Genomic DNA, 12,370 nt, shown 5'->3' with positions numbered 1-12,370 from the left:
GCGACTTCCCCGGTTCATGCACACTGCTTGCCCATTGGCGGTCCAATCTTGCGGTCACTGGAAGGCGGGGCGGCACCCCCCTCGGATCCCGGAGCCAACCGGGTCGCCACCGCGGTTCCGCCTTCCGGTCATTGCGCTTGTTCGACCCCTCCCTTGGCGCCGCGGTCCTCCCCCCGGAACGCGGCGTTTTTTTTGTTCCGCGCCGGACCCGCGGCTCACTGCTCCAGGGCGCGGTCCACGGCGCTCCGGACATGGCCTCCGACGGACCTCAGCCCGGCTCCGCGACCGATTCCTGCCCCTTCCGGGCCGCGTGCTTGGCGGCGTAGAACGCCTGGTCCACCCGGGCCAGAACGGCATCGGCATCGTCCCCGGGCCGGCTCTCGGTGATGCCCACGGTGATGGTCACCGCCTTGCCGTCCCGCAGCAGCGGCGTCGACTCGATGCTCCGCTGCAGCTTGTCCGCCACCCGGAGACCGTCCTCGAGGCGGCACTGGCGGGCGATGACGATGAACTCGTCACCGCCCCAGCGGCAGATCAGGTCCGACTCGCGCAGGGTCTCGCTGCCCATCCGCGCCACCATGCGCAGCACCCGGTCCCCCTCCAGGTGGCCGTAGGTGTCGTTGATGGTCTTGAACCGGTTGATGTCGAACAGGAACACCGAGAAGGGCTCGCCGTAGCGCTGCATGACCTTGAGGCTCTGCTCCAGGCTGATATCGAAAACCTGGCGGTTGCCGATGCCGGTGAGCTTGTCGGTGGTGGCGAGCGTCTCCAGCCGGGCCTGGAAGTGGTTGACCGTGTAGACCACCATCAGGATGGTCAGACCGATGACCACCAGGCTGACCAGGAAGTTGACCATGAGGCTCTGGCGCAGCTCCGTGGTCGCCTGCGCCTCCTTCTGCTCCACCAGCACCCACCATTTCAGCTCGGGGATGTAGCGCGAGCTGAGCAGGACGGTCTCGTCACCGCTGCGGTAGCTCAGGGAGGTGTGATCGGCCCCCAGGATGCGATCCGCCACCTCGCCCATGCCCTCGGCCTGGTGGATGTCGTCGACGGTGATGCGGGCGCCCTCGGAGCGCAGCATGATCTGCCCCGCGCCATCGACGAAGTAGATGGTCCGGCGGTAGTTCTGGGAGTACTGGGTGAGAATCCGGGCCACCGTGTCCAGCTGCAGGCCCACGCCGGCGGCGCCGAGAAAATGTCCCTTCTCATCGAGCACGCGGTAGTTGATGAAGATGGTCAGGGTGTCGCCCTGCTCGGCGTTGTGGTCGACATTGATCTCGTAGGGCGTTTCCATGGCGCGGACGCGGAAGAACCAGGCGTCGCGGGGGTCCGCCTCCTCCACCACCTGGGTCACCCCGGAAAAGTGGTAGTAGTTGCGGGTCCGCTCGGAAACGAAGAAGCTGGTGAAGGCGTCGTACTTGAGCCGGATCTCGTTCAGGTAGCGCCGGATCCTGTCCTCGTCCTGCTCGCCGCCCAGCACCCAGTCCTTGAGGAAGGTGTCGTTGGCCATCAGCGAGGAGACGAAGACCGGCCGCAGCAGGTCCACCTGGATGTCGGAGTAGATGTTGTTGCTGGTAAGCGGCAGCTCGTTTACGACGATGGTCTCACGCAGGCTCTCCCTGGAGACGTTGAAGCTGATGGCGCTGGTGGTGATGAAGCCCACCGCCAGCACCATGACCACGATGGCCACCAGCCGCGTGCGGAACGAAAGCGCGGATTTCCCCCACGACATCTTTCAGAGTTCTCCCTGTCCTTGCACTGCCCGCCGGCCCGCCCAGTCGGCTGCGGCACGGCACCGGCACCTCCGGTGCATGATGTTTCATTGCCGGCGGAAGGTCCACAACCGACCGGCGCCCGGCACGGCCCGGTCACGGCAGAGGCGAAAACCGCGAAGCCGGACTTCGCACCGCGAACCCAGGCTTCATAAATACATTACTTATTGTTTTATTTAATATTTTCCATGTCATGGCCGCAGGCGGCGCGAACCAGGCCGGTGCGGCGGGAGTATCGGGCAAATCCTATCCTATTGTTTTTAATGATATTGTAATTATGGCACGGGTCCTGCTCCATTCTCCTTCGCCGGCGACCACAACCGGCCCGAAACATCCATAAAACAATATGCGAGGAGATGGAGAATGACGACACTCAAGGCTGAAATCGAAAGCCGGGTCAAGAGCTACGACGACTGGTCCATCCGGCGCCAGTTCGGGGCCGATGGCCCCAACATGCGCCGGCTGTGGGTACTTGCCTGCATGGATGAGCGCCTGCCCGTGGACGAGGCGCTCGGCATCCGCGCGGATACCCCGGTCGGCGGCGGCGATGCCCACCTGTTCCGCAACGCCGGCGGCATCGTCACCGACGACGCCATCCGCTCGGCCATGCTGACCATCAACTTCTTCGGCACCAAGGAGATCATCGTCCTCCAGCACACGGGCTGCGGCATGCTCTCGGCCAACGGCAATGACCTGGAGGCGGCCCTGCGCGGCAAGGGCATCGACGTGGACAGCGTGCCCATCGATCCCTCCCTGCCCGAGCTGAGTCTCGCTCCCGGCAACTTCGCCAAGTGGATCGGCATGATGGACGACGTGGACGCCACCTGCATCCGCTGCGTGGAGCAGCTGCGCAACCACCCGCTCATCCCCGACGACATCACCATCAGCGGCTGGGTATGGGAGACGGAGTTCCGCCGCCTGCGGGCGCCCAATCCCAATGCGCCCACCCGGTCGGTCACCCAGGCCACCGCCGCGTCCATGAACGTGAAGGGCAAGCAGCCGCCGCGCTGGAGCTGAGGCGCCTGACGGGCGCCGGGTGCGGCAACGCCCCGGCGCCCCACTTGCCTGTGGGAATTTCACGTTACCAGACAAGAGGGGTCATGCCATGCCGACCTACGACTACCGCTGCCATGCCTGCGGCCGGGACTTCGAGGCGTTCCACGCCCTGGCCGCGCCGAAGCCGCCCTGCCCCGGCTGCGGCGGCGAGGCCGTCCGCGTTCTGCTCTCCGCACCCCCGGTGCACGGCGGGATGGCGCAGGGACGGGAACAGGCGGCCAGGTCGCTGCCCCAGTGCGGCAAGGGCTGCCGTTGCTGTCCGTGACCGGCCGGTCCAGGCCCCCTCGTCCCGCTCCTGGAGGGTTATCCATGCATAGTGCAAGAATCGAACTGCCGCAAGGCACGCGTTGGGACCGGGTCGGAGTCATCGGCTCGCTCCTGTGTATCGGACACTGCATCGCCACCCCCTTCCTGGCGGCGCTGCTGCCGGTGCTGGCCGTGACCGAGAAGGGGACCCACATCGGCTTCGTCTCGGCGCTGATGTTCGTCGGGCTGCTGGCCTTCATCCCCGGCTATCGTCAGCACAACCGTCCCGGCATGGCCATGGCGGCCCTGGCGGGCTTTGCTATGCTTGCCTTTGCGGCCTTCATCCCGGAAGGGTTCGCCGGCGAGGCGCTGGAAACCGGGCTGACCGTGACCGGAGGCGTGCTGCTCATCACCGCACACCTGACCAACGCCTACTACTGCAGGCGCTGCCGGGTGTGCGCCGAGGAACCGTGCTGCGGCTCCTGAGCCGGCGCACCGAGCCCTGACCTGAAGCGAGTCACTCCGCCGGCGGCGTCCCGCAGCGGGCACGCCGCCGGCCTCCGGCGACACCCCGTCCCGGCGCCCCGCCAGGGTGTCGGCCCCCGCGGGACAACGGGGACGGCCGGTACCGCGAAGCACCACCCGAGACAACATCGAGACAGGGGGTTGGCATGAAAACCAGGCGCCCGGGGAACCTGAATCCGATCTCCTTTCTACAGACCTTCGTCACCCAGAGCATCAAGGTGGCGAACCAGAAGGGCTGCTCCGCCTGCGAGGATCACTTCAACTACATCGAATTCCTGGGCCTCACCGCCAGCAGCTGCTTCGAGGCCGCGGCCCGGGAGGAGCTGGGCCTGGTCGGCCCCATCACCCCCGACGAATACGCCGATGTGATCGTCAACATCAAGAACCGCATCGGCGGCAGCTTCTCCCGCAGCTCCGGCCCGGACCGGGTCATCCGGGTGGAGGCCACCCGCTGCCCCTTCGGCGACATGGTCCGGGAGGCGCCCGAGCTGTGCCGCATGACCTCCTCGGTGTTCGGCGGCATCGCGGCGCGCAACTTCGGCTACGCCAAGGTGGAGCTGAAACGGCGCATCGCCGCCGGCGACGACCGCTGCGAGGTCTGCATCCACACCGACCCGGAGCTGGCCGCGGGAGTGCGGGGCGACGAGTACCACAACCACGGCGAGGCGCTGGTGTCCCGATCGGAGCACGCGGAGGTCTCCGTGCGCGTGGCCAGCCGGATGGAGGGCCTCTGGTGCCCCACCGATGCCCGCGCCCACCCGGACGGCCGGCAGCCGCGGCCGGCCATCGTCGCCGAGTCGCCCGAGATGCGCGCGGCGCTGGAAGCCGTGGAGGTGGTGGCCCCCACCCAGGCCTCGGTCTTCATCAGCGGCGAGACCGGCGTGGGCAAGGAGATCATCGCCCGCGCCATCCATGCGCTGAGCAACCGCAGCGAGCGGAAGTTCGTCGCGGTGAACTGCGGCGCCATCCCCCACGAGCTCATCGAGAGCGCGCTGTTCGGCCATGAGAAAGGCGCCTTCACCGGCGCCTGCAACGTCCACCAGGGCTTCTTCGAGCGCGCCGAGCAGGGCACCCTGTTCCTGGACGAGATCGACAGCCTGCCCCTCCCGGCCCAGGCCAAGCTGCTGCGGGTGCTGCAGGAGAGCGAGTTCGAACGGGTCGGCGGGCGCCAGGTCCTGCGCGCCGACGTCCGCATCATCGCCGCCTCGAACCGCCGCATCGAGAAGATGGTGGCGACGAACGAGTTCCGCAGCGACCTCTACTACCGGCTGCACGTGGTCCCCATCCACCTCCCGCCGCTGCGCGAGCGCCGGGACGACATCACCGGGCTGGTGAACCTGATCCTGCGGCGGCTGGCCGGCAAGTACCGCCAGCCGCCCAAGGTGCTCGGCGAGCAGGCCTGGGGCAAGGCCATGCAGTACGACTGGCCGGGCAACGTCCGCGAACTGGAGAACGTGCTCGAGCGGGCCTACCTGTTCGCCCGCGGGTCGGTCATCGAGGATCTGGACGTCGCCGTGAAAGCCGACGGCCCGGCCGCCGGCGGCGGCGCCCTGCGCACCCAGAAGCGGCGCGCGGCCCGGGAGGTCGAGACCCGGCTGCTGAAGGACGCCCTGTTCCGCAATGGCGGCAATGTCAGCGCCGTGGCCCGGGAGATGGGCATCACGCCCCGCTCGGTGCACCTCAAGCTCAAGACCTGCGGCATCGATCCGTCCCAGTACCGCAACCGCCCCGGCGGCGTCCCCAACCGCCAGTGATCCCGCCCCCCGGCGGCGGCCTCATTCCCCGGACGGCGGTTGCGGGCCGTCCCAGGTGTCCCAGACGGCCCCCTCGGGGATGGCGTCGATGGCCGGGTTGAGCGCCGAGTGGGTCAACCCGGGATGGCGCGCCCCGTAGCGGGCGGGCACGTCCTGGGTCCAGTCGCTGGGGATGACCAGCGGAAACAGCAGCACCAGGACGAACGCCAGCCGCCGCCAGGCCAGGCCGCCGCCCCCCGCCGCGACCGGCGGCCCGGCCGGCGCCTTCGCCTCCGCGCGGCCGATGCGGAAGCCCACCCCCACCAGCACCAGTCCGATCAGGGACATCAGGATGTTCAGCCCCTGCCCGGTCGCCAGCCCCATCAGGGTGGTGGGGTACTCGCGGAAGAGGTCGATGAAGATGCGCAGGAACGCGTAGAGGAACAGGAACAGCCCGCTGCGCACCCCCGGCGGCAGGTGCCGCCGCCAGACCAGCATCAGCACCGGGATGATGAGCAGGTTCTTCAGCCCGTCGTAGAGCACCACCGGGTGGCGGAACCCCTCCGCATCCGGAAACTTCACCGCCCACCACACGTCGGTGACGCTGCCCACGATCTGGCCGTCGACGAAGTTGCCCAGCCGCCCCACGCCCATGATGAAGGCCGCCGGGATGGAGAGGGCGTCGGTCAGGCGCAGGAAGGCGATGCCGTGAATCCGGGAGAAGGTCCAGATACCCAGCAGGCCGCCGGCCAGCAGCCCGTGGGTGGCCATGCCGCCGAGCCAGTAGGCGGGAATGAGGGTCAGGCGCCCGCCGTAGAAGGGCCACTCGTAGAAGACCACCTCCACGAACCGTCCGCCCAGCAGCACGCCCACCGCCAGCAGCAGGCTGAGGCCGTAGACCGCCTGGAGGGAGATTCCGAGCCGCTCCCGGTAGCGGCGGATGAAGAGGTGGGCATTCAGAAAGCCGAGGCTGTAGCTCAGCCCGTACCACCACAGGTGGACGCCCAGGACCGTGCCGATGATGGGATCGATATCGTGGATGTACGGACCCATTCCGCCACTCCCGCCACATATCCCCTGCCTGTTCTAAGGATAGGACACCGGGACCCATTGGCACCCGCCGCCCCGAGTGGCGGCGCGCCGGCGTGATTGCAGCGCCTCCCGGAACCAAAAGCCTGCGGGACAGTCAACACTGAATCATCCCTGCATGAGCCCGGTCCGTGTCCGTTCGGCTGCGCAAACTCGTCCTGCTGCTGGTCCTGGTGCTGCAACCATTCCAATGGCTGCAGGCGGCCGGCATGGATCACTGCGGCGACGGTGGACCCGATCGGAGCGCGCACGATCCCGCGGTTGTTCACGGCGGCCCGGACTTCCACGCCCCGGCGCCGGACACGGACCGGACCGCGGACGGCACGCCCATCTGCCAGGACTGCAGCCACTGCGGCGCCTGTTTCGCCACCCTCCCCGGGGGCCCGCAATCCGGATATCCGGCGGCCACGGCCACGGTTTTCTTCAGCACCGTGGCCCGGGCTCCCGCCCCGCCCCCCACTGCCCTGCTGCGTCCCCCCCGCGCCTGACCCGACTGCCCCGTGACCGGTCCCGCCCACGGCGGAACCCCGTTGCCCTCAGTTCGGAGTCGAAACCGATGCCAAGACGCATCCCGAATGCGCCCGGCCTGGTCCTGGCCGCATTCCTGTCCACCACCGCCACCGACGCGGTCACCGCAGCGGCGGATACCGGGTCTTCCCTCCCGCCGCCCAATATCCATGCCGGCGCCCAGGGCGCCGGCGTCGGGGCGGCCACCACCGCGCTGGCCGCGCAGCCGCTGACCCTCGACGCCACCCTGCGCCTGGCGCTGCTGGGAAGCCCGGAGCTGCTCCACGCCTACCGCGCCTTCGGCGTGACGCCCGCCGACCTGCTCCGCGCCGGGCTGCTGGAGCAGCCGCCGGGGTTCAACCTGCGCCGCGACCTCCTCGGCCTGGCCGCGGGCACGGCGGACAGCCCCGCGCCCCATCCCGGCGAGCAGCGCGCCGCCCTGGCCGGGCGGGTGCTTGACGCCGCGCTCGAGGTGGGCGAGGCCTGGTACGGGCTGGCCCGCCTGGAGGCCGACCGGGAAACGGCCGGACAGCTGGCCGACGCCGCCCTGGCGGCGGAACGGCTGGCCCGGGCCCAGCGCTCAGCGGGCACCCTCAGCGCCCTGGAGGCGGCCGCCCATACCGCCGACCGGGTGCAGGCCGAGGCCGAACGGGATGCCGTGCAGGAGGAGCTGGAGAGCGCCCGGGCCCGCCTCGCCCGCCTGGCGGGGCTGTCGCCCGGCGACGGGCAGTCGCTGCGCACCGCCGGCCTGCCGGCGCCGCCGGCGGCGCTGCCGGCCTGGGACGACCTGGAGGGCCACGCCTGGCGCAACCGGCTCGACGCGCGCCAGGCCGAGTCCCGCTTCCGGCTCGCCGCCGGGCCCCGCCCCCTCGTCCGCGGGGGCCCCAACCCGCCCCTGCGCCTGCCGCTGCTGGACCGGGGCAACCGCCTGCGCCAGGAGCCCGCCGTCAGCGAGGCCGAGCTGGAGTTGTTCAGCCTGCGCCGGCAGGTGGGGGAGGAGATCGTTGCCGGGCTGTCCCGGCTGCGGCTCGCCCACGACCGGGCCGAGCGCATCCGCACCACCCTGCTGCCCGCCCGCGCGGCGGTCACCGGCGAGGCCCTGAAGCACTACAACGGCATGCTGATCGGCCCCTACGACCTGCTGGAGGCGCGGAGCCGGGAGCTGGAGGCGCGCCGGGCGTGGCACGCGGCCGCCCACGACTACGGCGTGGCCCTGCTGCGGCTGGAGCACGCCGCGGGCGGCCTGCTGCCCCCGGCCACCGCCGCCGCGCCCGCGGCGCAGCCCGCGACGCCCACCGCCCCGGCCGCGGCCACCCACGCGCACTGAACGAGCAAGGAGAGCAACCGATGAACCGTCGACATTTTCTCAGCACCGGCGCCGCGGCCCTGGGGGGCATCGCCCTGCTCGGGCGGATGGACGCCGCCGGCGCCGCCCCGGCCGAACAGACCCGGCCGCCAGCCCGGCCCGGCGCCGGCCGCCCCTACCGCCCGGTGGTGACCCTCAACGGCCGCAGCCTCCCCTGGCGGCTGAACAACGGGGTGAAGGAGTTCCACCTGGTGGCCGAACCGGTGCGCCGGGAGCTGGCCCCGGGCATGGCGGCGAACCTGTGGGGCTACAACGGCGGCTCGCCCGGCCCCACCATCGAGGCGGTGGAGGGTGACCGGGTGCGCATCTACGTCACCAACCGGCTGCCCGAGCACACCACGGTCCACTGGCACGGGCTGTTCCTGCCCAGCGGCATGGACGGCGTGGGCGGTCTCACCCAGCCGCAGATCCCGCCGGGTAAAACCTTCGTGTACGAGTTCGCCCTGCGCCAGAGCGGCACCTTCATGTACCACCCCCACGCCGACGAGATGGTGCAGATGGCCATGGGCATGATGGGGCTGTTCATCGTCCATCCCCGCGACCCGGAGCAGCACCGGGTGGACCGCGACTACGCCCTGATGCTGTCCGCCTACGACATCGATCCCGGGACCTACACGCCCCGCACCGCCACCATGACCGAGTTCAACACCTGGGTCATCAACGGGCGCGTCTTCCCCGCCATCGACCCCCTGGTGGCCCGCACCGGAGAGCGGGTGCGCATCCGCATCGGCAACCTCACCATGACCAACCACCCCATCCACCTGCACGGCTTCAGCTTTCGGGTGACGGGCACCGACGGCGGCTGGATCCCCGCCGCGGCCCAGTGGCCGGAGGTGACGGTGGACGTGCCGGTGGGGGCGATGCGCTGCGTGGAGTTCGTGGCCGACGCCGCCGGCGACTGGGCCTTCCACTGCCACAAGTCCCACCACACCATGGGCCCCATGGGACACGCGGTGCCGAACCTGCTGGGGGTCGACCAGGGCGACGCCACCCCCCTCATCCAGTCCCTGCTGCCCGGCGGCCACTACATGTCCATGGGCGAGACGGGAATGGCGGAGATGCAGGACATGGCCGCCATGCAGGCGATGATGCCGCTGCCCGAGAACACCCTGCCGATGATGACCGGCGAGGGACCCTTCGGCCCCATCGAGATGGGCGGCATGTTCACGGTGCTCAAGGTCCGCGACGACCTGCCGCGCGACAGCTACGACGATCCCGGCTGGTACCGGCACCCGGCCGGCACGGTCGCCCACCCGGTCGACGAGGACCGGATTCCCTCCCTCGAACTGTGACAGGAAAGGAGAACAACCCATGCGGAAACCACGATTCAGCCTCGCTCTCGGACTGGCCCTCGGCTGCGGCGCGGCCCTCGCCGATGCCGGCCACGGCGCCACCCCCTTCGGCAGTCCCGGCGACCCGGCCGCGGCGGAACGGACCGTGCCGGTCACGCTCGACGACACCATGGCCATCCGCCACGAGCCGATCACCATCCGGCCGGGGGAGACCCTGCGTTTCGTCGTGACCAACGCCGGCGCGCTGGTGCACGAGTTCTCCATCGGCGACGCCCCCAGCCAGCGCGCCCATGCCCTGATGATGCGCAAGATGCCCGACATGCATCACGACGGGAGCGAGGGCAACGCCGTGACCCTGCAGCCGGGGGAGACCCGGGAGGTGACCTGGCGGTTCGACCGCAAGGTGGAGGGCGACATCGTCCTCGCCTGCCAGATACCCGGACACTACGACGCCGGGATGGTCAGCCGGGTGCCGATGGAAGAGTGACACCGCCCGGCCGCCCCCGCCTCCCAAAGGGGTGGGAGCGGCCGGGACGCCGGATGGCTCCGGCTCAGGCGCCGCCGGCGCTCTGCCGGCGGCGCAGGGCCCGGGCCACCAGCCCGAGCCAGAGCACCCCGGTGAGGATCAACAGCGGCCCGATGCCCAGCAGGACGATGGAGCCGTGCCGATAGCCCAGGAAGGCGAGCAGGCCGCCCAGGGCGAGGAAGCCGAGGCCGGCGAGGATGAAGCCCAGTTTCTGCAATCCAGTCATGAACCGATTCCCGCGTGTGCGCTCCGCAACCCCTGCCGCGCCGCCCGCGGCGCCACCGTTTCGGCGGCCGCGGGATGCTCCGGGCTGCGGGTGATCCTGTCGATGCTCCAGCCCCGCCGCCGCATCTCCAGCAGCGCCTGTACCACCGCGTCGGGGAAGCGCTGCCGGATGGGGCGGGCCGGATTCCCGCCGCAGATGGTATCGGGCGCGACGGCGGATGCAACCGCCGGGCGGAACGCGCCGAGCGCGCCGGGACCCGTCCCGCCTACAGCCCGAGCGACGCCAGCGCCGCGCTCAGCTTCCGGATCTGGCCGGCATCGGTCATCGGGTAGGTGGCCAGCCACGCCTCCGTGTCGAACCCCGGCTGCAGCGCCAGGATCTCGTCCACCTCCCACTCCCCGGTTTCCACATCATCGCGGGCGGTGGCGGCCGCCGCCAGGTAGACGTGGGCCTCCAGGTTGGCCGGGTTGCGCGCCAGCGCCTCGCGCAGGTTGATCATCGCCTGCTCGGGATCGTCGATGAAGAAGTAGGCCCGCCCCAGCAGCAGGAAGTAGAGGTAGCCGGCCTCGGGATTGAGGCGCATGGCCTGGCGGATGAGCTTCACGGTCCGATGGGGATGGCCGTCGTAGGTGTTGATGCCGCCCATCAGGGCGTAGGCGTCGGCGAAGGACTGGTCCAGCCCGAGCGCCGTCTCCAGGTGGGCGATGGCCTGCCCGTGGTGGCGGCGCTGGGTCTCGATGTACCCCAGCACCCAGTAGACCTCGGGAATGCCCGGGTCGATCTCCAGCGCCGTCTGCGCCATCTCCGAGGCCCGCGCCAGGGCGGCCTCCCCGTCCTCGCCCCACTGGTTGCGGTAGTCCGCCACGTAGCTCAGCGCCAGCCCCGCGTAGGCCCGCGCGAAGGTGGGGTCGAGCTCGATGGCGCGCTGGTAGAGCCGGCGGGCATTGAGGTTCTCCCGCTCCTGGCGCACCAGCAGCGCCGCCTGCCCCTGCAGGAACAGCTCGTAGGCCTCGAGGTTGCGGGTGTAGCGCTGCGCCAGCCGCCAATGCTCGGCCCGGGTCAGCCTGACCTCCAGGATCCGCACCACCTGGCGGCTGATCTCCGCCTGCACGTCGAAGAGATCGCCGATGGGACGATCGAAGCGCTCCGACCAGAGCTGGCGCCCGCTGCCCGAATCGATGAGCCGGATATGGGCCTCCAGCCGCCCGGGGGTGCGCTGCACGCTGCCGGAGACGTAGTAGCGGGCCGAGGCCGCCGCCGCCGCGCCCTCCCCGTCGTCGTGGCCGAAGACCGAGTGGGTGCTGATGACCCACAGGCCCGACAGCCGGGAGAGATCGGTGACCAGGTCCGCGGTGATGCCCCGCGCCAGGTTGTTTTGCTCCGCCCCCTCCCGCAGGGGCTCGAAGGGCAGCACCGCGATGGTCAGGGGCTCCTCCCCGATCGCGCTCGCCGCGCCGGCGGCATCGGCGCCGCCGCCGGTCGCCACCTCCGCCTCCCGGTTCCCGGGCAGAGCGAGGTAGCCGAGGAGCAGCACGGCCAGGATCACCCCACCCGCGACCAGCGCCGTGCCGGCGCGGCGGGGATGGGGCGCCCCCGGCGCCGCCCCATCCGGTCCGGACGCCGGCGCCTCGACCGCCGCGATCAGGCGGTAACCCTGCTTGGGGATGGTCTGGATATAGTCCGGATGGCGCGGCTGATCGCCCAGGGCCTTGCGCAGCTTGATCACCACCTGGGTCAGGGAGTCGTCCCCCACCACCACCCCGGGCCAGACCCGGTCCAGCAGCTCCTCCCGGCTCACCATCCGACCGGCCCGCTCCGCCAGCCGCACCAGGAGGGCGACCGCCTTGGGCTCGAGCCGGACCACTTCGCCGTCGCGGCGTATCTCATGGAGGCTCGGATAGAGCCGCCAGTCGCCGATCCGGGTCCCGTCCCGCAGGGAATCCTGTTCCACATCCGTTTTGGGGATCATTTTGATCGCTCCTGAACGGAAGCTATAACTTGTTGTTTTTATGATTTTTTTACTTCCTTCGGA

General features: G+C 70.3%; 12 protein-coding genes. 8 read left to right on the top strand and 4 right to left on the bottom strand.

The genetic code is table 11. The features are described 5' to 3' along the window. Nucleotides 1-268 precede the first annotated feature (268 nt). Nucleotides 269-1,732: a sensor domain-containing diguanylate cyclase gene (locus tag DFQ59_RS15375; RefSeq protein WP_114280607.1), complete on the bottom strand. Its 1,464-nt coding sequence runs from the start codon at nucleotides 1,730-1,732 to the stop codon at nucleotides 269-271. Between the two features lie 403 nt (nucleotides 1,733-2,135). On the opposite strand from DFQ59_RS15375, the gene DFQ59_RS15370 reads away from it, so the two are divergent. The 4 genes from DFQ59_RS15370 to DFQ59_RS15355 all read left to right on the top strand — a co-directional run bounded on the left by DFQ59_RS15370 (nucleotide 2,136) and on the right by DFQ59_RS15355 (nucleotide 5,353). After that, on the top strand, nucleotides 2,136-2,789 hold the full coding sequence (locus tag DFQ59_RS15370) for a beta-class carbonic anhydrase (protein WP_114280606.1): 654 nt from the start codon (nucleotides 2,136-2,138) through the stop codon (nucleotides 2,787-2,789). 88 nt (nucleotides 2,790-2,877) lie between these two features. After that, nucleotides 2,878-3,093: an FmdB family zinc ribbon protein gene (locus DFQ59_RS15365; RefSeq protein ID WP_114280605.1), complete on the top strand. Its 216-nt coding sequence runs from the start codon at nucleotides 2,878-2,880 to the stop codon at nucleotides 3,091-3,093. 44 nt (nucleotides 3,094-3,137) lie between these two features. Further along, nucleotides 3,138-3,560, top strand: coding sequence for a MerC domain-containing protein (locus tag DFQ59_RS15360; protein WP_114280604.1), 423 nt, complete (start codon nucleotides 3,138-3,140; stop codon nucleotides 3,558-3,560). A gap of 185 nt (nucleotides 3,561-3,745) precedes the next feature. Then, nucleotides 3,746-5,353, top strand: coding sequence for a sigma 54-interacting transcriptional regulator (locus DFQ59_RS15355; protein ID WP_114280603.1), 1,608 nt, complete (start codon nucleotides 3,746-3,748; stop codon nucleotides 5,351-5,353). A 21-nt stretch (nucleotides 5,354-5,374) separates the two neighbouring features. Here DFQ59_RS15355 and DFQ59_RS15350 read toward each other — a convergent pair whose 3' ends face one another. Then, nucleotides 5,375-6,385, bottom strand: coding sequence for a prolipoprotein diacylglyceryl transferase (locus tag DFQ59_RS15350; protein WP_114280602.1), 1,011 nt, complete (start codon nucleotides 6,383-6,385; stop codon nucleotides 5,375-5,377). Nucleotides 6,386-6,552: 167 nt separating this feature from the next. Here DFQ59_RS15350 and DFQ59_RS15345 point away from each other — a divergent pair, with 167 nt between their 5' ends. From DFQ59_RS15345 to DFQ59_RS15330, 4 genes are all read left to right on the top strand, one after another. After that, nucleotides 6,553-6,909, top strand: coding sequence for a hypothetical protein (locus DFQ59_RS15345; RefSeq protein ID WP_114280601.1), 357 nt, complete (start codon nucleotides 6,553-6,555; stop codon nucleotides 6,907-6,909). Nucleotides 6,910-6,977: 68 nt separating this feature from the next. Continuing rightward, complete coding sequence (locus tag DFQ59_RS15340; RefSeq protein WP_114280600.1) at nucleotides 6,978-8,255, top strand: TolC family protein; 1,278 nt, start codon at nucleotides 6,978-6,980, stop codon at nucleotides 8,253-8,255. A gap of 20 nt (nucleotides 8,256-8,275) precedes the next feature. Beyond that, a complete protein-coding gene (locus DFQ59_RS15335; protein ID WP_114280599.1) occupies nucleotides 8,276-9,586 on the top strand; it encodes a multicopper oxidase family protein in 1,311 nt (436 codons plus the stop codon). A gap of 19 nt (nucleotides 9,587-9,605) precedes the next feature. After that, nucleotides 9,606-10,073, top strand: a complete 468-nt coding sequence (locus DFQ59_RS15330; protein WP_114280598.1) for a cupredoxin domain-containing protein — start codon at nucleotides 9,606-9,608, stop codon at nucleotides 10,071-10,073. Nucleotides 10,074-10,137: 64 nt separating this feature from the next. On the opposite strand, the gene DFQ59_RS15325 is transcribed toward DFQ59_RS15330, so the two are convergent. Then, nucleotides 10,138-10,338, bottom strand: a complete 201-nt coding sequence (locus DFQ59_RS15325) for a hypothetical protein (protein ID WP_147275270.1) — start codon at nucleotides 10,336-10,338, stop codon at nucleotides 10,138-10,140. Between the two features lie 265 nt (nucleotides 10,339-10,603). Continuing rightward, complete coding sequence (locus DFQ59_RS15315; protein WP_114280596.1) at nucleotides 10,604-12,307, bottom strand: winged helix-turn-helix domain-containing protein; 1,704 nt, start codon at nucleotides 12,305-12,307, stop codon at nucleotides 10,604-10,606. Nucleotides 12,308-12,370 lie beyond the last annotated feature (63 nt).

The sequence above is a fragment of the Thioalbus denitrificans genome (genome assembly GCF_003337735.1).
GTDB lineage: Bacteria > Pseudomonadota > Gammaproteobacteria > DSM-26407 > DSM-26407 > Thioalbus > Thioalbus denitrificans.
The sequence above is the reverse complement of the archived record's forward strand: the minus strand, read 5'-3'. Positions and strand labels throughout refer to the sequence as shown.

What these genes read in the sequence shown, in the direction of transcription:
- DFQ59_RS15340 (WP_114280600.1), top strand. Translation starts at nt 6,978, where the DNA reads ATGCCAAGACGCATCCCGAATGCGCCCGGCCTGGTCCTGGCCGCATTC.
- DFQ59_RS15370 (WP_114280606.1), top strand. Translation starts at nt 2,136, where the DNA reads ATGACGACACTCAAGGCTGAAATCGAAAGCCGGGTCAAGAGCTACGAC.
- DFQ59_RS15355 (WP_114280603.1), top strand. Translation starts at nt 3,746, where the DNA reads ATGAAAACCAGGCGCCCGGGGAACCTGAATCCGATCTCCTTTCTACAG.
- DFQ59_RS15350 (WP_114280602.1), bottom strand. Translation starts at nt 6,385, where the DNA reads ATGGGTCCGTACATCCACGATATCGATCCCATCATCGGCACGGTCCTG.
- DFQ59_RS15325 (WP_147275270.1), bottom strand. Translation starts at nt 10,338, where the DNA reads ATGACTGGATTGCAGAAACTGGGCTTCATCCTCGCCGGCCTCGGCTTC.
- DFQ59_RS15365 (WP_114280605.1), top strand. Translation starts at nt 2,878, where the DNA reads ATGCCGACCTACGACTACCGCTGCCATGCCTGCGGCCGGGACTTCGAG.
- DFQ59_RS15360 (WP_114280604.1), top strand. Translation starts at nt 3,138, where the DNA reads ATGCATAGTGCAAGAATCGAACTGCCGCAAGGCACGCGTTGGGACCGG.
- DFQ59_RS15375 (WP_114280607.1), bottom strand. Translation starts at nt 1,732, where the DNA reads ATGTCGTGGGGGAAATCCGCGCTTTCGTTCCGCACGCGGCTGGTGGCC.
- DFQ59_RS15335 (WP_114280599.1), top strand. Translation starts at nt 8,276, where the DNA reads ATGAACCGTCGACATTTTCTCAGCACCGGCGCCGCGGCCCTGGGGGGC.
- DFQ59_RS15330 (WP_114280598.1), top strand. Translation starts at nt 9,606, where the DNA reads ATGCGGAAACCACGATTCAGCCTCGCTCTCGGACTGGCCCTCGGCTGC.
- DFQ59_RS15315 (WP_114280596.1), bottom strand. Translation starts at nt 12,307, where the DNA reads ATGATCCCCAAAACGGATGTGGAACAGGATTCCCTGCGGGACGGGACC.